This is a genomic window from Rhizobium sp. WYCCWR 11128 (assembly GCF_013416305.1).
GTDB lineage: Bacteria > Pseudomonadota > Alphaproteobacteria > Rhizobiales > Rhizobiaceae > Rhizobium > Rhizobium indicum.
On record NZ_JACCEZ010000011.1, the window covers coordinates 136828 to 153396 of the forward strand.

Annotated in this window: 16 protein-coding genes; 9 read left to right on the top strand and 7 right to left on the bottom strand. The window is 61.0% G+C overall.

The window, feature by feature from the left end:
• The first annotated feature begins 53 nt into the window (after window positions 1-53).
• From HX898_RS27105 to HX898_RS27120, 4 genes are all read left to right on the top strand, one after another.
• Window positions 54-974, top strand: coding sequence for a formylglycine-generating enzyme family protein (locus HX898_RS27105; protein WP_180196335.1), 921 nt, complete (start codon window positions 54-56; stop codon window positions 972-974).
• Window positions 971-2476: an arylsulfatase gene (locus tag HX898_RS27110; RefSeq protein WP_180196308.1), complete on the top strand. Its 1506-nt coding sequence runs from the start codon at window positions 971-973 to the stop codon at window positions 2474-2476. The genes HX898_RS27105 and HX898_RS27110 overlap by 4 nt, the downstream gene beginning before the upstream one ends.
• A 452-nt stretch (window positions 2477-2928) precedes the next feature.
• Window positions 2929-3684, top strand: a complete 756-nt coding sequence (locus tag HX898_RS27115) for a hypothetical protein (protein WP_246413408.1) — start codon at window positions 2929-2931, stop codon at window positions 3682-3684.
• 426 nt (window positions 3685-4110) lie between these two features.
• On the top strand, window positions 4111-4956 hold the full coding sequence (locus tag HX898_RS27120; protein WP_138334302.1) for an NAD(P)-dependent oxidoreductase: 846 nt from the start codon (window positions 4111-4113) through the stop codon (window positions 4954-4956).
• A 31-nt stretch (window positions 4957-4987) separates the two neighbouring features.
• Here HX898_RS27120 and HX898_RS27125 read toward each other — a convergent pair whose 3' ends face one another.
• Both HX898_RS27125 and HX898_RS27130 read right to left on the bottom strand, forming a co-directional pair.
• Window positions 4988-5278: a type II toxin-antitoxin system RelE/ParE family toxin gene (locus HX898_RS27125; protein WP_138334127.1), complete on the bottom strand. Its 291-nt coding sequence runs from the start codon at window positions 5276-5278 to the stop codon at window positions 4988-4990.
• The gene (locus tag HX898_RS27130) at window positions 5275-5523 is read right to left on the bottom strand and encodes a type II toxin-antitoxin system ParD family antitoxin (protein WP_138334129.1); all 249 of its coding nucleotides are present in this window, start codon (window positions 5521-5523) and stop codon (window positions 5275-5277) included. Before HX898_RS27130 ends, HX898_RS27125 begins: the two co-directional genes overlap by 4 nt.
• Before the next feature lie 212 nt (window positions 5524-5735).
• Here HX898_RS27130 and yghU point away from each other — a divergent pair, with 212 nt between their 5' ends.
• Complete coding sequence (yghU, locus tag HX898_RS27135) at window positions 5736-6611, top strand: glutathione-dependent disulfide-bond oxidoreductase (RefSeq protein WP_003549352.1); 876 nt, start codon at window positions 5736-5738, stop codon at window positions 6609-6611.
• An 86-nt stretch (window positions 6612-6697) separates the two neighbouring features.
• On the opposite strand, the gene HX898_RS27140 is transcribed toward yghU, so the two are convergent.
• The 5 genes from HX898_RS27140 to HX898_RS27160 are packed head-to-tail and all read right to left on the bottom strand — an operon-like array spanning window position 6698 to window position 12666.
• The gene (locus tag HX898_RS27140; RefSeq protein ID WP_018484126.1) at window positions 6698-8212 is read right to left on the bottom strand and encodes an ABC transporter substrate-binding protein; all 1515 of its coding nucleotides are present in this window, start codon (window positions 8210-8212) and stop codon (window positions 6698-6700) included.
• 19 nt (window positions 8213-8231) lie between these two features.
• On the bottom strand, window positions 8232-9941 hold the full coding sequence (locus tag HX898_RS27145; protein ID WP_180196309.1) for an ABC transporter ATP-binding protein: 1710 nt from the start codon (window positions 9939-9941) through the stop codon (window positions 8232-8234).
• The gene (locus HX898_RS27150; RefSeq protein WP_180196310.1) at window positions 9938-10789 is read right to left on the bottom strand and encodes an ABC transporter permease; all 852 of its coding nucleotides are present in this window, start codon (window positions 10787-10789) and stop codon (window positions 9938-9940) included. The genes HX898_RS27145 and HX898_RS27150 overlap by 4 nt, the downstream gene beginning before the upstream one ends.
• Window positions 10786-11724: an ABC transporter permease gene (locus HX898_RS27155; RefSeq protein WP_180196311.1), complete on the bottom strand. Its 939-nt coding sequence runs from the start codon at window positions 11722-11724 to the stop codon at window positions 10786-10788. Before HX898_RS27155 ends, HX898_RS27150 begins: the two co-directional genes overlap by 4 nt.
• A gap of 51 nt (window positions 11725-11775) precedes the next feature.
• Window positions 11776-12666 (bottom strand): proline iminopeptidase-family hydrolase, encoded by an 891-nt coding sequence (locus HX898_RS27160; RefSeq protein ID WP_171376369.1) that lies wholly within the window; start codon window positions 12664-12666, stop codon window positions 11776-11778.
• A gap of 159 nt (window positions 12667-12825) precedes the next feature.
• Here HX898_RS27160 and HX898_RS27165 point away from each other — a divergent pair, with 159 nt between their 5' ends.
• The 4 genes from HX898_RS27165 to HX898_RS27180 all read left to right on the top strand — a co-directional run bounded on the left by HX898_RS27165 (window position 12826) and on the right by HX898_RS27180 (window position 16542).
• Window positions 12826-13623 carry a LuxR family transcriptional regulator gene (locus tag HX898_RS27165; RefSeq protein ID WP_032988193.1) on the top strand — a complete coding sequence of 266 codons (798 nt, stop codon included), beginning with the start codon at window positions 12826-12828 and terminating at the stop codon, window positions 13621-13623.
• A 65-nt stretch (window positions 13624-13688) separates the two neighbouring features.
• Window positions 13689-14591, top strand: coding sequence for a proline iminopeptidase-family hydrolase (locus HX898_RS27170; protein ID WP_180196312.1), 903 nt, complete (start codon window positions 13689-13691; stop codon window positions 14589-14591).
• A 93-nt stretch (window positions 14592-14684) separates the two neighbouring features.
• The gene (locus HX898_RS27175) at window positions 14685-15542 is read left to right on the top strand and encodes an AraC family transcriptional regulator (RefSeq protein WP_138334137.1); all 858 of its coding nucleotides are present in this window, start codon (window positions 14685-14687) and stop codon (window positions 15540-15542) included.
• A 94-nt stretch (window positions 15543-15636) separates the two neighbouring features.
• Window positions 15637-16542, top strand: coding sequence for an NAD(P)H-binding protein (locus HX898_RS27180; RefSeq protein ID WP_180196313.1), 906 nt, complete (start codon window positions 15637-15639; stop codon window positions 16540-16542).
• Window positions 16543-16569 lie beyond the last annotated feature (27 nt).

The window sequence follows — 16569 nt, forward strand, 5'->3', positions numbered from 1 at the left end:
CCCCTGCCGAACTGACAGCTGGACCTGTGGCAGCGAACACGTCCGACACAAACATGGTCTTGATCCCCGGGGGCACTTTCCGCATGGGGTCGGACACGCATTACCCAGAGGAGGCTCCGTCCCATCGCGTGACTGTCGACGACTTCTGGATGGACAGGGTGCCGGTCACCAACGGAGAGTTCAAACAGTTCGTCAAGGCTACCGGCTATGTAACGATCGCCGAGCAGGTTCCCGATGCGAGAGATTATCCAGGAGCGCTTCCGCACATGCTCTACGCCGGATCGCTGGTGTTCCAGAGGGCCTCAGGGCCAGTCGATTTGAGAAATCCGAACAACTGGTGGGCCTTCGTCAAAGGGGCAAGCTGGCGGCATCCGCTCGGCCTCAGCAGCGGCCTGTTCAAGAAGGAAACCCATCCGGTCGTTCAAATCGCCCATACGGACGCACTTGCCTATGCAGAATGGGCCGGCATGGAACTGCCGACTGAAGCCGAATGGGAATATGCAGCCTGCGGCGGTCTTGAGAACGCCGAATTCGCTTGGGGCGACGAGTTCACACCTGCCGGTCGCCACATGGCCAACACCTGGCAGGGCGAGTTCCCGCACCAGAACCTGGCCGCTGATGGCTACGAGCGGACCTGCCCTGTCAACGCATTCCCGCCAAACGGCTACGGGCTCCTGAGCATGATCGGCAACACCTGGGAATGGACTTCTGACTGGTACACTTCGGAGCATCCAGCCGATGCGCCCAAAGCCTGCTGCATTCCGGAAAACCCGCGCGGCGGTCGCGAGTTGGACAGCTACGATCCGCGCCAGCCGGAGATCAGGATTCCGCGCAAGGTTCTGAAAGGCGGCTCGCATCTCTGCGCTCCAAACTACTGCCGTCGCTATCGCCCGGCGGCGCGCTACCCCCAGCCAATCGATACTTCAACTAGCCATGTCGGCTTCCGATGCATAGTGAGAGGAGACGTCAGATGACCAGTAGCTCGCAGACCCCCACAGGGACGCAGCCGAAGACAGGGTTGCAGCGCCGTGAACTCTTGTTGAGCGCCAGCGCACTCGTCGCGGCAGGCGCCGTCGCCACGGGCGGATTCGGCCTGCCGGTTCTTCGCGGCGCATTCGGTTCGGGGATGGCCGCAATGGCCGCAGAACCACAGCCGAATATCATCCACATTGTTTCGGACGATCAAGGTTGGAAGGATGTCGGATTTCATGGCTCCGACATCAAAACGCCGAACATCGACCGTTTGGCGGAAACAGGCGCGGAGCTGACGCAGTTCTACGCGCAGCCGATGTGCTCACAGACGCGCGCCGCGATGCTAACGGGGCGTTATCCACTCCGTACCGGGTTTCAAACGGCGGTCATTCCCTCCGGGGGCCTCTATGGGGTACCGGTGGACGAATGGCTTCTGCCTCAGGCACTGAAAGACGCCGGATACGAAACCGCGCTCGTCGGGAAATGGCACATCGGCCACGCCAAGCCGGAATATTGGCCACGTCAGCGCGGCTTCGACTATTTCTATGGCGCGATGGTGGGCGAGATCGACCATTTCAAGCACGAAGCGCATGGCGAGGGTGATTGGTATCGCAACAACGATCGCATTGAAGAAGAAGGCTACGACACGACGCTTTTCGGCAACGAAGCGGTCAAGCGGATTGAAGAACACGATCTCAGCAAACCACTATACCTCTACCTCGCCTTTACCGCGCCGCACACGCCATACCAGGTGCCTGACGAGTATCTCGACAATTATCCGGAGATCGCCGATACGTCGCGGCGCACTTACGCAGCAATGATCACCGCCATGGACGATCAGATCGGCCACGTGCTCGAAGCGCTCGACAAGCGAGGAATGCGTGAAAACACACTGATTGTATTCCACAGCGACAATGGTGGAACGCGTTCAGCGAAGTTCACCGGCGAATCGAAGGTAACCGGCGAACTCCCGCCCAACAACGGCTCCTATCGCGACGGCAAGGGAACGATCTACGAAGGCGGCACCCGCGTTGTCGCGCTCGCGAATTGGGCCGGAAAAATCAAGCCCGGGAAGGTCGATGGGATGATGCATGTCGTCGATATCTATCCGACGCTTGTCGGCCTCGCTGGCGGCACGCTCGACAAGACCAAGCCGCTGGACGGCCTCGATGTGTGGGGGGCGATCAGCGAAGGGAAGGTCTCGCCGCGCACCGAAGTCGTCTACAACGTGCAGCCGTGGGCTGCTGGGGTGCGCCAGGGAGACTGGAAGCTGGTATGGCAGGCGCTCATACCCGGAACCTTGGAATTGTTCGATCTGGCGGCTGACCCGTCGGAAGCCAAAAACCTCGCGGAAGCGAATCCCGCAAAAGTGAAGGAACTTCAGGCCAGGATCGCGGAGCTGGCAGCGCAAGCGGCGCCGCCGCTATTCATGACCGATGCATTCCGCCTCATACTTTCCGAACCGCCGTCGACACCCGAGGGCTTTTTCGAAGTGTCGGACTAGTCCCGCATTCATGGTGACTCGAAACGACGGAACTGCCTATCGCGGATACCGCAAACTGGCTCAGCGACTTTGGCGACACGTCGCCTAGGTGTGCCTCCGCCGTCGCCTCTGGACGAAGACACCGCTCGGACCTCCGACGTCCTTCGCATGTCGACGGAACATATTCGGGAGTGTAGATTGCAGCAGGGAATCGAGGATAGGCGATGGACTGTTCGGCGTCGCGGGTGGCCAGGAAACCGGGCTCATAATGTGGGAGGTAGGGGCACTCATGCAACCAGGAACGGAAAGCAAGGGACGGCAAGTCAGCCACGACAGCGGGCAATGCAGAGAGACGCGGTGAAGAAATGTGTTTCAAATAGGTTGGAGAGGCGATCCGATATATCGCGCATCGCACAACCACCGGAGGGGGAAGGTCAATGAGGAATTACTTGAAAACAGCGATTTCAGGGGTGATGGCAGTGCTGATCGGTACCGCGGCGCAGGCCGCCGACGTCTCTCCGCTCCTCACCCAGCAGCCCCAACCTGCCGAGGCGCAGGACGGCTGGACCTTTACCGTCGCACCTTATTTCTGGATGTCGGGCCTGTCGGGGGACACGGCGCAGTTCGGCCTTCCCACTGTCCACATCGACGCCGACTTCGGCGACATCCTCGGCAATCTCGACTTTGCATTCATGGCGGCAGGCGAAGCCCGATACGACCGCTTCAGCGTCATCGCCGATGTGATCTACGTAAAACTGGGCGCTGATGCCAGCACGCCGGCAGGCATCCTCGCCACAGAAGTCAACGTCACTTCGGAAACCTTTTCTGGCCTGCTCGGGGTTGGCTACGCGGTGCTGGATGGCCCTGACGGCAATCTGGATGTCGTGGGCGGTATTAAGGTCTGGTCGGTCGACACGACGATCAGCTTTACGGGTGGATTGTTCGGAGGAGTAGAACAAAGCGACAGCGCCACATGGGTAGATGGCATGGTCGGTCTGCGGGGGAAGTACTCTTTGACCCCAGAGGTCTACCTCACGGGTTGGGGCCTAGTTGGCGGAGGCGGCGCGGACATCGACTGGGATGTGGCGATGGGCATCGGCTACGACTTCAACGACAAGATATCGGCGATTGCGGGATACCGTGCCGTGGGCGTCGATTACAGCGACGACGGCTTCATCTTCGACACTGTCCAGCAGGGGCCAATCCTTAGCCTCGCCATAAAGTTCTGATAGATGGCCGCCTGCCCGAGAGAGCCAAAATGACAAGTGCGATGGACCAACTGAGCAACTCGGAGAGTGACATACATGGCGCTTGCATCCCCCGAGATCATTAATCGGAATGCCATAATCTAATAAAGTAACTTACAATATATCAAACCCGCAACCAGCCGTCCGCCCCTTCGTTGTTTGACAATTCGGGGTCGGTTCCGGCTAGGGGCGGAATGACACTCCAAGGTTATTTCCAGACGCTCAGTTTGGGCGCCGCGCGCCTTGGCGGCGGCGAGGTTGGATTGACCCCGCTCGCTGATTAAGTCCCGTTCGATCAAAGGCCATCCCGTTCATGGCGAGCACGGTTACTTTCCAGCCGTCCAATTCGCGTGACTCGGAGAAAATCGGAAATACTCTCACGTGATGTCGTCACTGATTGAGGTTCACATGCCGAATTTTGCGATTATTGGATCGGGCGCGATGGGAAGTGCTGTCGCCAAACGGCTGATCGACCACGGCGCTACGGTGCTGACCTATCTCGAGGGTAGGAGCGAGCAGACGATCGCGCGGGCAAAGGCAGCCGGCATGGTGCCGGTCGGCCGCCAGGAACTGACGAAGGCCGAGCTGATCCTGTCGATCGTTCCACCGGCGGAGGCGATCAAGGTCGCCGAACTCGTCGCGGACATATCGTCGGCGATGCAGGCGCCGCCGCCCTTCATCGACCTCAACGCGATTGCGCCGAAAACCATGCAGGCTTTGGCGGCACGGTTCGAAGGCAGCAGCGTCGAGGTGCTTGACGGTGCGATCATCGGCGGGCCGCCGGTCACCGGCAAATCAGGTCCGACCATCTATATCAGCGGCGATATTGCCGAGCGAAGCCGGCCGCTCGAGGATTGCGGCCTGCGGATCCGCAGGCTCGACGGACCGCTCGGCGCCGCCTCGGCACTGAAGATGTGTTATGCCGGCATCAACAAGGGATTTGTCGGCCTTGGCACCGCCATGCTGCTTGCCGCATCGCGTTCCGGTGCGGCCGAAAGCCTGAAAGCCGAGCTCTCCGAAAGCCTTCCCGACATCGATCGCAGGCTGTCGGGATCCATACCCGACATGTATCCGAAAGCCTATCGGTGGGTTGCCGAAATGCAGGAGATTGCCGATTTCCTCGGCGAGAATGATCCGGCAGCGACCATCTTCCGCGGCATGGCGGACGTCTTCTCCAGGATGGCGAACGACGTGGAGGGCAGCCGCGTGCTCGTCGAGCAGCTGGACGAGATCATCGGCCGCCCCGGTAGCTGACCGCAATAGTCAAGGAATCCCCGCAACAGCCTTACAGATGCTTGGCTACATCCATTCTTTGATGAAGGACGCGCACGATGATGATCTGGCCCGCATCATTGCTTTTGAAATACAGAAAATGAGCGCCAGCGGAGACCTTTCTGTACCCTTTCCGAATATCTGAGGGGCGGCTCACCCGTGTTCCCTCCGCCAGTTCCTGACAGGCGTCTCTTATGTCCTGAATATAACGCTCTGCCTGATCGACATTCCAACTCGTCGCTGTGTAATCCCAAATCTTGTCAATATCGGTTTGCGCGGCGGGAGAAAATATGATGCCGGTCATTTCGCATTGAACGCCGCCCGTTTGCGAGCGTTGAACGCATCGAAATCGAAGGGCGTGGCAGGGCCGGATTCCTCGCCTTCAATCAAGGCGTCCTGTAATGCCTTCACTTTGGCTTCGTGTTCTTCAAGTAGGCGGAGGCCTGCCCGGACGACGTCGCTGGCTGAACCATAGCGGCCAGCCTGAACTTGCGTATCGATGAAGCTGGTGAAATGGTCGCCGAGCGATATGGACGTATTTCTAGCCATCCTGAAATCTCCTTTGAGCCCAATATACCAATTTTTGGTACTTACAAAACCCTAGTGTTCACAGCGTAAATTGATATATGGCCGGCGCTCTGACGATTGTGTGAAGCGCTTCGACACCTCTGACAAAACCTCGTCGCCTCTGCTATGTCAGGAAAAATGCGGCAGCCCAACTGGCGTCGCGCTCTGTCCTATCAATGCCAGGAGTTTGAAAGATGAGCGGTTCTCCCGATTATACACCCCCGAAGGTCTGGACCTGGAACAAGGCGAATGGTGGCCAGTTCGCCAGCATCAATCGCCCGATCGCGGGACCGACGCATGACAAGGAGCTTCCGATCGGCCGCCATCCGCTGCAGCTCTATTCGCTCGGAACGCCGAACGGCCAGAAGGTCACCATCATGCTCGAGGAACTGCTGGCCCTTGGCCATAGCGGTGCCGAATACGATGCATGGCTGATCAAGATCGGCGATGGCGACCAGTTCGGCAGCGGCTTCGTCGCGGTCAATCCCAATTCCAAGATACCGGCGCTGATGGACCGCAGCGGGCCAAAGCCGATCCGTGTCTTCGAATCCGGTGCGATCCTCACCTATCTCGCTGAAAAATTCGGCGCCTTCCTGCCGACTGAGCCGAGCGCGCGGGCCGAATGCCTGTCCTGGCTGTTCTGGCAGATGGGAAGCGCGCCCTATCTCGGCGGCGGCTTCGGCCATTTCTACGCCTATGCGCCGACGAAGATCGAATATGCGATCGACCGCTTCGCCATGGAAGTGAAGCGTCAGCTCGACGTGCTCGATCGTCGCCTTGCCGAAAGCGAGTATCTGGCAGGCAGCGAATATACGATCGCCGATATTGCCGTCTGGCCCTGGTATGGCGGGTTGGTGAAGGGCTGGACCTACGGCGCGGCCGAGTTTCTGCAGGTCGAGGACTATAAGAACGTGCTGCGCTGGGCCGACACCATCCACAGCAGGCCAGCCGTGCAACGCGGCCGGATGGTCAACCGCCTCTCCGGCGAGCCATCGAGCCAGTTGCACGAGCGCCACGACGCCAGCGACTTCGACACCAGGACGCAGGACAAGCTCGCGGCCGCCGAGTAAGCAAGCGGCCCCCCAGCCACGTGTCGCAGCAACAAATGATGCTCCGCCGCCTTTACGGCGACGGAGCATCTGCATGCTGCCCGAACTCAGTTCTTGACCGTGTCTTCCAGGAAGAAACGGCCGAGCGGGTTCTGGTAGAAGTTCTCGATATTCTTGCGCGAGACGTTGATATAGGGGCTGTAATAGAGGTCGATCCAGTTGACGTCGTCCTTGGCCATCTTCTGCAGATCGACATACATCTGCTCGCGCTTCTTCGGGTCGAGCTCGAGACGCGCCTTGGCCACCAGTTCCTTCACCGCCTCGTTCTTGTAATTGGTCGAGTAGTTGTTGTTGGAATCGTGGCCGAGGACGAAGGTGGTCTTCTGGTCCGGATCGAGAATGTCGTTGGTCCAGTAATTGACCGAGACGTCGTAGTCGCCGGCAACGATCATGTCCCATTCCTGGCTCGGGTCGACCTTCTGCAGATTGGCGGTGATGCCGGCCTTCTGCAGCTGCTGCTGGACGAGCACGGCCGTCTGTTCGTCGACTTCGTCGCCGGCACGCACCAGGTAATTCAGCGTCAGGTCCGAGGCGCCGGCGGCGGCCAGCAGCTCCTTTGCCTTTTCGGGATCATAAGGCCGCTGCAGATTGTCAGCATAATAATAGAGCGCGCCCTTCGGAATATAGGAATTGGCGACCGTGCCCTGGCCGAAGGTGACGGTATCGACGATCGCCTTCTTGTCGATCGCGAGATCAAGCGCCTGGCGGACTTCCTTCTTGCCGAGCGCGCCATGCGCATGGTTGATCAGAAGATGGTCTTCACGGGTCGAAGCGTCGATATCGACATTGAGGTTCGGGTCCTTCTTCAACTCCTCGACGCGAGAAAAGGGAACGAAGATCGCCGTGTCCAGCTCGCCCGCCTGGACGTTCAGCATGCGGGTATTGTCGTCAGGCACCGAGATCCACTCGACACCGTCGAGCTTGACGCGGTCGGCCTGCCAGAAATTCGGGTTCTTCTTCAGGATGACGCGGTCGCCGCGCCGCCATTCCTCGACCACGAAGGCGCCGGATGCGATCGGCTTTTCGCCATAGGCATCGGCGCCCAGTGATTCCATGCCCTTCTTGGAGATGACCGAGGCATTCGGCAGCGCCAGCGTCGAAAGGAACGGCGCGGACTGGTTCTTGAGCTTGATCGTCAGCGTGTGCGCGTCGGTCGCCACGGCCGTGTCGATCACCTTGTAGGAATCGCTCCAGAGCGAGGCAGCGTCATCGCGGATGCGCAGCAGGCTGTAGGCCGCATCTTCCGCCGTCAGCGGCGAACCGTCGGAAAATTTTGCGTCGCGGATCTTGAACGTGTAGGTCAGCCCGTCATCCGAGGTGGTCCAGCTTTCGGCAAGGCCCGGCTCCAGTTTCGTGCCTGTCTTGTCGACGCGGATCAGCACGTCGTAGACGTTGGAGAACACCCAGTTGTCGATGTTCTGCGCGGTCTTGATCGGATCGAATGTCGTCGAATCCTCGCGGCGGCCGATGGTGAGCACGCCGGCGGCCTCGGCATAACTTGCGCTGAGCGTCAGACCGGCGAGCAGGGCTGCAAGCCCGATTGATTTCCACCTATTTGTCATGAGTTCGTTCCCTTCGTTGTTATGGCATGCGTTTGATTGATTGAATCGGCATCGAATGCGGATCGTCCTTGCCGTCGGCGCCTTGCAGCAGCCGCTTGTCAGGATCGATGTCGGGAATGGCGGCGATCAGCGCCGCCGTATAAGGATGCTTCGGCCGCGCGAAGACTTCTTCGGAGCGACCTTCCTCGACGATCTCGCCGCGATACATCACGACGACGCGTTCGCAGAGATTGCGGACGATTGCGAGGTCATGGGCGATGAAGATCAGCGTGAGGTTCATCTTCGCCGTGAGATCGCGGAAGAGCTCGATGATCTGCGCCTGGATGGTGACGTCGAGGGCCGCCACGCATTCGTCGGCGATGATCAGCTTGGGATCGACGGCGAGGGCTCGGGCGATGCCGGCGCGCTGGCACTGGCCGCCGCTCATGCTGCGCGGTTTGCGGCCGGCGAATTCGCGTTCGAGGCCGACGAGATCGAGCAGTTCGCCGATTCGAACAGGGATATCGGCCTTGGCGACCTTGCCCTGCACCTTCAGCACCTCGGCCAGCATGTGCCCGATCGTCAGTCTGGGATTGAGCGCATTATAGGGGTCCTGGAACACCATCGCCGTCTCGCGCCTGAGCTTTGCCAGGCCAGCGCTTTTCTGCAGCGCCAGATCGACGCCGTCGAAGGTGACGTGACCCGAGGAAAGCGGGGTGAGGCCGAGCACGGCGCGGGCAAGCGTGCTCTTGCCGCTGCCGGATTCGCCGACGATGCCGACCGTCTCGCCCGGCATAATCTGCAGGCTGACGCCGGCAACGGCGCTGACCGTCTTGGCACCGCCCCTGAGCAGGGCGCCACCCGCTCTGAAGCGCACATGGAGATCGTCGATTTCGAGCAATGGCCTCGCCGGTTGGCTGGCAGCTGCAAGCTCGAGCAGCGGCGCGGCCGTGTCGCCCGGGATGGAAGGGTGGCTGTTGATCAGATTGATCGTATAGGGATGCTGAGGTCGCGCCAGAATCGTCCGCTTCGGCCCCTCTTCGAGCAGTTTGCCGCCGCGCAGCACGGCGATGCGGTCGCAAGTCTGGGCGACGATACCGAGATCGTGGGTGATCAGAATGATCGACAGGCCGCGCCGGTCGCGAATGTCAATCAACAGCCGCAGGATCTGCGCCTGAATAGTCACGTCGAGCGCCGTCGTCGGCTCGTCGGCGATCAGGATCTTCGGATTGCAGGACAGCGCCACGCCGATCATCGCCCGCTGCCGCATGCCGCCGGAAAATTCGTGCGGGTAGCTGTCGTATTGGCGCACGGGATCGGGAAAACCGACCTGCGCCAGGATTTCCGTTGCCGCGGCGCGAGCCTCGCGGGCGCCGAGGCCCTGGTGATAGCGGATGCCCTCGGCGATCTGGTCGCCGATCCGCATGACCGGGTCGAGATGGCTGGTCGGGTTCTGGAAGATCATGCCGATCTCGCCGCCGCGCACTTTCAGCATCTCGCCATCGTCGATCCGCATGAGGTCGCGCCCTTCGAGCAGCACGCTACCGCTTTCGATCTTCAGCAGCGAGGAGGGCAGCAGGCGCACCAGGGAACGGCAGAACAGGCTCTTGCCCGAGCCGCTCTCGCCGACGAGACCGAGAATCTCGCCCTTGCCGAGATCGAGCGACACCGCATCGAGCAGCGTGCGCGGACCGGAATCGACATGTGCCCTGACGGTGAGATCACGGACGGACAGCACGGAGCCGCTCATTCATGCACCCCCAGCAGTTCGCCGAGCGCATCGCCCAGCATGCTGAAGCCGAAGGCGAGGCAGACGATGGAGAGGCCGGGAAACAAAGTGATCCACCATGCGGTGGTGATAAAGCTTTGTCCTTCCGCGACCATGACGCCCCATTCGGCGATCGGCGGCTGGACGCCGAGGCCGAGATAGCTGACGGCAGCGCCGCTAAGCAGCACCAGCGTCGCATCGGACATCGAAAAGACGATCGAACCCGCGATCGCGTTCGGCAGAAGGTGGCGGAACATGATGCGCGGGCGGCTGAAGCCGAGGCTGACGGCGGCAACGGCATAGTCGCTGCCTTTCAGAACCAGCATCTGCGCCCGGATCAGCCGCGCATAGGAGACCCAGCCGACCAGCGCCATGGCGATATAGAAACTGCCAAGGCCCGGGCCGAGGATCGCGATGATCGACAGCATCAGCACGAGGAAGGGAAAGGCGAGGATGATATCGACAAGACGCATGAACAGTGCATCGACGATCCCGCCGAAGAAGCCGGCAATCGTGCCGACCGTCGTGCCGATCAGGAAGGGGAAGATGACGCCGATCAGCGCCATCTGCAGGTCGAGGCGTGCGCCCCAGATGACGCGGGAGAGGATATCGCGGCCGAAATTGTCGGTGCCGAAGGGATGCAACAATGAAGGCGCCTGCAGGCGTACCTCGGCATTCTGCATGATCGGATCGTAGGGCGCGACGAGGGGCGCGCCGATCGCCAGCAGCACGAAGAACAGCAGCAGGCCGGCACTGAGCGCAAGCATCGGCCGCCGGCCGAAGAACCGGCGCCAGCCGGGGGAGGCGGGGGCGATCACCTCGATGCTCATAGCTTCACCCTTGGATCGATGGCGACAGTGACGATGTCGGCGATGAAGTTGATGAGCACGGTGGCGCAGGCAAAGACCATGGCGACGCCTTGGACCACCATGTAGTCGCGTGAGAAGATCGCCCTGACGAGCAGCTGTCCCATGCCGGGCAGCGCAAAGACGCTCTCGACCACCACCGTGCCGCCGATCAGCCAGCCGATATTGACGGCAAGCAGATTGATGGTCGGCACCAGAGAATTCGGCAGCACATGTCGCCAGAAGACGATGCCTTCGGGCATGCCGCGGGCGCGCGCCGCCGTCGCGACATCCGATTTCAGCTGCTCGATCATCGCCGCCCGCAGGCTGCGCGTCAGCACGGTCGAAAGCGATAGTGCGACCGTCAGGCTCGGCAGCACCAGATGCGACAGCTTTTCGCCGATCGTCGCACCATAGCCCGAAACCGGCAGCACACCGAGTTCGACGCTGAAGAGGATGATCAGCATCAGCCCCAGCCAGAAGGGTGGAAAGCCGATGCCGAAGGTCGAGACGATGCGCACCGCATGATCCGGCGCCCGGCCGGCATTGCGCGCGGCGATCGCCGACATCGGCACCGCGATCAGGACCGACAGCACGACGCTGGAGACGACGAGGGCGAGCGTCGGCTCGATGCGGGTGACGATCAGCTTCAGCACGTCGATCTTGTAGAGGATCGACTTGCCCATCTCGCCATTGGCGAGGTTCTTGAGGAAATAGACATATTGCAGCCATATCGGCTGGTCGAGGCCGTACTGGGCGCGAATGCTGGCGAGAGCCGCCGGCGTCGCGCGCGTGCCGAGGATGTTGCGTGCGGGATCACCGGGGATCAGCCGGACCAGAATGAACGTGATGACGCTGATACCGAAGATGACGGGCAGGAACTGCAGCGGTCGCGTCAGAACGAATTTATAGCGATGCATGTCGGCGATCGCCCCTTTGTCTTCGTCTGGTTCGGTCGGCTTCCTGTTGCATCAGCCTGCCTCGTGCCGGGCGAGAAAATCGAGAAGCGCCGGATAATAATCCTGCGGGTTCTCATAGAACGGCATGTGGCTGGCATTGGCAAATACCTTCAGCTCGGCATCCGGCAGTGCAAGCTTCATCCTGAGCGCACAGGCCGGCGTCAACTCGTCATGCTCTCCCGTCGTGATGAGCACCGGCAGCGTCAGCCGCGGCAGATCGGGGATGCGGTTCCAGTCCTTGAGGTTGCCGATATAGAGAAACTCGTTCGGCCCCTGCATCGTCTCATAGGGCGCCATGTTCCAATCGTCGAGCGAGCGGCGCACCGGCGCCGGCCATTCCGGCAGACGGCAGACATGGCGGTAGTTGAGGATGGTGACGGCGGCGAGATATTCCGGATGATTGTAGGTGCCCTGCGCCTCGTGCTTCTGCATCATCGCCACGGTTTCGGGACCGAGCGCTGCGCGCAGCCGTTCCAGTTCCGAGATCAGATGCGGCATGTCGGCGACGGTATCTTCGAGGATCAGCGTCCTGAGGTTTTCGGGATAGGTCAGCGCATATTCGATCGCCAGCCAGCCGCCCCAGGAATGACCGAGCATGTGGACCTTGCCGAGCCCCAGCGCTTTACGCACCGTCTCCGTCTCCTCGACATAACGGCCGATCGTCCAGAGCGTGAGATCGTCCGGCCGGTCGGAAGCGCCGGTGCCGAGTTGATCGAAGGCGATGACACGATAGCCCTTGTCGGTGAGACAGGAATGCGCTTCGCGCAGGTAATCGCAGGGCAGACCCGGCCCGCCGTTCAGGCAGAAAACCGTCTCGCTGCCGGTCCCGAAGCTATAGGCAACGACGCGATAGCCATCGACATCAATCTCGAATCGCTCGTCCGGCCGTATTTCACGCCACATTGATCGCTCCGGCAGAAGATTTCGCTTGCTCAATATTTGGGCACGGCTAAATTTTTACCTTAAACCGCATTCAGTGCCAGCTATAAGAAGTGATAGGGTGGGCCGTAATGCCGAACCCGGGAGCAGCTCATGCTTGACGACCCCATTCTTGACGACCCCATTCTCGACGACATTGGAACGATCAGACGGCAGTTTACAGCGCACGAAACGCTGGACGGCCGGATCGACCAGGCCTTCGAGGCGATGAAGCAGATCGGCTTCGAGGCGCTGATCTACGATTATACACCGGTGCCTTACGATCTCGACGGCGCGATCATGATACCATCGCTGCTGAAGCTGCGGAATATTTCAGACGACATGCACGACTACTGGTTCAATCGCGGCTATTTCCGTATCGATCCGGTGCAGCAGGTGGCGCTGCGCACCTCCGCACCTTTCTTCTGGAACTATGACCCGGACGCCGACACGCTGATCAACCGTTTCATGACCGACGACACCGCGCCGGTGACGCGCTATTTGAGCGAACGCGATATGTCGACCGGCGTCACCGTTCCGGTTCATATGCCACGCGGCGACTATGCCACCGTCACCGGCATCCGCTTCGGCCGGAACAAAGATTTCGAACGGCACGCACTGCGCTATATCGCCGACTTCAACCTGCTTGCCCATGTTTTCCATGAGACCGCCTATTCGCTTTTCGATACGCGGGCGAAGAGCGTCGGCACGATCCGCCTGACCGAGCGGGAACGGGAATGCCTGCGCCATTCGGCGGAAGGCTACTCCGCCAAGGAAATTTCCCGCATCATCGACCGTTCCGTACCGACTGTCGTGATGCATCTGAACGCCGCGACAAAGAAACTCGGCGCCCGCAACCGCACCCAGGCCGTGGTGCGCGCCACCCATTACCGCTTGCTCGAAGACCGGCCGACCCATAATTGGCCACCCTATAACTTGTGATAGCTGCCTTCGCCGTTGCCGGCGCGTTATGATTTTTTTCATGACGCCAAGAGATGGAGATGCCCGTGGGCGAAGTCACGACCAACGAAGCCTATCTGCCCTTTCGCGACTATCGCACCTGGTATCGCGTCACCGGTTCGCTGGAGAGCAGCAAGCTGCCTCTCGTCGTCGCCCATGGCGGGCCCGGCTGCACCCATGATTATGTCGATTCCTTCAAGGATATCGCCGCCCTCGACGGCCGTCCGGTCATCCATTACGACCAGCTCGGCAATGGCAATTCCACCCGACTTCCGGAAAAGGGCCCGGATTTCTGGACGGTCGGCCTGTTCCTCGAGGAGCTGGACGCGCTGCTTTCCCATCTCGGCATTCAGCATCGTTACGCCTTCCTCGGCCAGTCCTGGGGCGGCATGCTTGGTGCCGAACATGCGGTGCGCCGGCCGCAAGGCCTGAAGGCACTTGTTATCGCCAACTCGCCGGCCAACATGCACACCTGGGTTTCGGAGGCGAACCGGCTGAGGCAGGAACTGCCGAAAGAGGTGCAGGACACGCTGCTGAAGCATGAACTGGCGGGAAGCCTCACCGATCCGGAATATATCGCCGCCTCGCGTGTCTTCTATGACCGCCATGTCTGCCGGGTGGTGCCGTGGCCGCCTGAAGTGGCGCGGACCTTCGCGATCATGGACGAGGACAACACGGTCTACCGTAACATGAACGGCCCGACCGAATTTCACGTCATCGGCACCATGAAGGACTGGACGATCGAGAACAGGCTCGACCGCATCGAAGCCCCGACGCTGCTGATCTCGGGAAAATACGACGAGGCGACACCCTTGGTGGTAAGGCCTTATCTCGAACGCGTTCCGGGCTGCGAATGGGTGCTCTTCGAAAATTCCAGCCACATGCCGCATGTCGAGGAAAAGCAGCTTTGCCTGGCGACCGTTTCTGGTTTCCTGTCGCGGCGCGATTGAGAAAACTCGCCCGCGCCGGCTACACCGTTTCTTGCCGCGGCAGTGGCGCTTGCGATAGTCTCCGTCCCATTCAAGAGCGAACGGAACGGACCGATGAACGATCATCCGCAAACAGAAAGCGCGACAATCCTCGCAACGAGCAAGGGCCGTGCCTGGCGCGGTCTGGAGGCCGAGCTTTTGCGCATTCCGCCCGGCCGCACGCATATTTCAGGCACGCCCTATCATCGCCTCGGAATCCATGTCGGCCGACCGGTGCGGGCGCAATGCCGCTGTGACGGGCGGGAGCATCGCCGACTGCAGAAGCATGGCGATATCGACGTGGTGCCAGCCGGCCTCGATGGCGTCTGGGAGGACGACCGCGAATGCATGATCCTGCGGCTGAAGATCAGCAAGGATCTTTTCCATCGGGCTGCCATCGACCTCGGCCGCGATCCCGCGACGGCAATCGTGCCGCAATTTCAACTCCGCGATCCGCGGCTCGAGGCAATCGTCTGGGCCTTGAAGGCGGAACTCGAGGCGGATGTGCCGTCCGACAATCTCTATGCTGATACGCTGGCGACAGCCTTGGCGCTCCGTCTGGTCGAGGCGGGCAGCGATACCTCCCGTCCGGTGGATAACGGCAGAGCGCTCTCGCCCCGTCAGAAGCGGATGCTCACCGACTACATCGAGGATAATCTCGACACGTCGCTTTCCCTTGCAGAACTGGCAGGTCTTGCCGGACTGAGCCTCTCGCACCTGAAGACGCAGTTTCGAAACAGTTTCGGCATGCCGCCGCATCAGTATGTGATGCATCGCCGGATCTCGCGTGCCGAGGCACTGATCCGGAGCTCCAGCCTGCCGCTGAGCCAAATCGCGCTGGAAGCAGGCTTCGCGCATCAAAGCCATATGGCAAACAGCATGAAGCGGCTGCTTGGCGTCAGCCCCGGCACCATCGCCCGCCTGCGTAATTGACGAAAAGTGGCCGATCCTGCAACGGATCGGCTGAATGCGCAGGCAATGCCCCTGGCGGCAGTACATCTTCCTTCGACAGCGAACAGAGGAAGGAATGATCATGTTTGTCATCTTCGGCGCCACCGGCAAGGTCGGCAAGGCAACGATAACAAGGCTTCGGGCCGAGGGCGCCCCCGTCAGGGCGGTGCTCCGTGATCCCGCCAAGGCTGCGCTCCTTGCGGCACTCGGATGCGAGATCGCCATGGCCGAGGTCGGCGATGTCGAAGCCATGGCCGCCGCGATGAAAGATGCGACGGCTGTACAGCTCATCTGCCCGATCGATCCGCGCGCCGCCGATGCCAGCCGCCAGATGCTGCAGTCGATCGAGCGGATGGCGGAGGCGATCGATGCCGCCCGGCCGCCGCGCATCTTGGCGATCTCGGATTACGGCGCGCATCTGACGATCGATACCGGCATTACCAGCTTGTTCCGCGCGATGGAGGAGCGGTTCCGGCGCTGCAGCACCAGGGTGAGCTTCCTGCGTTCGGCCGAACATATGGAAAACTGGGCACGCTACCTGAAGATCGCCGGCGAGACCGGCGTGATGCCGAGCATGCACCAGCCGCTGGCGCGACCCTTCCCGACCGTCTCCGCCGCCGATATCGGTGATATGGCCGCCGACCTTCTGCTGGCTGACCAGGATCATGGCCCTTCGCCGCGGATCGTCCATGGCGAGGGGCCGCGCGAATACACGGCGCTTGAGATCGCTGCGGCCGTGGGGCGGTTATCGACTCGGCGCGTCGTCGCACACGAACTGCCGCGTGCCGATTGGCCGGCAACGTTGATCCGCGCAGGACTTTCGGAAAGTTACGCCGATCTGATCGTCAGGCTCGGCGATGCGCACAACAAAGGTCTGATCGGAGCGGAAGCCGGCGTCGGTGAAATCCGCCGTGGCCGCACGGGGCTTTCCGCTGCCCTTGAACCATTTCGTCCCGACATCCGGCAGGCTGTGTCACGATAGCCTCAATCACGCATGGGGAGGAGTCCT

What these genes read in the sequence shown, in the direction of transcription:
- HX898_RS27105 (WP_180196335.1), top strand. Translation starts at nt 54, where the DNA reads ATGGTCTTGATCCCCGGGGGCACTTTCCGCATGGGGTCGGACACGCAT.
- HX898_RS27110 (WP_180196308.1), top strand. Translation starts at nt 971, where the DNA reads ATGACCAGTAGCTCGCAGACCCCCACAGGGACGCAGCCGAAGACAGGG.
- HX898_RS27115 (WP_246413408.1), top strand. Translation starts at nt 2,929, where the DNA reads ATGGCAGTGCTGATCGGTACCGCGGCGCAGGCCGCCGACGTCTCTCCG.
- HX898_RS27120 (WP_138334302.1), top strand. Translation starts at nt 4,111, where the DNA reads ATGCCGAATTTTGCGATTATTGGATCGGGCGCGATGGGAAGTGCTGTC.
- HX898_RS27125 (WP_138334127.1), bottom strand. Translation starts at nt 5,278, where the DNA reads ATGACCGGCATCATATTTTCTCCCGCCGCGCAAACCGATATTGACAAG.
- HX898_RS27130 (WP_138334129.1), bottom strand. Translation starts at nt 5,523, where the DNA reads ATGGCTAGAAATACGTCCATATCGCTCGGCGACCATTTCACCAGCTTC.
- yghU (WP_003549352.1), top strand. Translation starts at nt 5,736, where the DNA reads ATGAGCGGTTCTCCCGATTATACACCCCCGAAGGTCTGGACCTGGAAC.
- HX898_RS27140 (WP_018484126.1), bottom strand. Translation starts at nt 8,212, where the DNA reads ATGACAAATAGGTGGAAATCAATCGGGCTTGCAGCCCTGCTCGCCGGT.
- HX898_RS27145 (WP_180196309.1), bottom strand. Translation starts at nt 9,941, where the DNA reads ATGAGCGGCTCCGTGCTGTCCGTCCGTGATCTCACCGTCAGGGCACAT.
- HX898_RS27150 (WP_180196310.1), bottom strand. Translation starts at nt 10,789, where the DNA reads ATGAGCATCGAGGTGATCGCCCCCGCCTCCCCCGGCTGGCGCCGGTTC.
- HX898_RS27155 (WP_180196311.1), bottom strand. Translation starts at nt 11,724, where the DNA reads ATGCATCGCTATAAATTCGTTCTGACGCGACCGCTGCAGTTCCTGCCC.
- HX898_RS27160 (WP_171376369.1), bottom strand. Translation starts at nt 12,666, where the DNA reads ATGTGGCGTGAAATACGGCCGGACGAGCGATTCGAGATTGATGTCGAT.
- HX898_RS27175 (WP_138334137.1), top strand. Translation starts at nt 14,685, where the DNA reads ATGAACGATCATCCGCAAACAGAAAGCGCGACAATCCTCGCAACGAGC.
- HX898_RS27180 (WP_180196313.1), top strand. Translation starts at nt 15,637, where the DNA reads ATGATCATGTTTGTCATCTTCGGCGCCACCGGCAAGGTCGGCAAGGCA.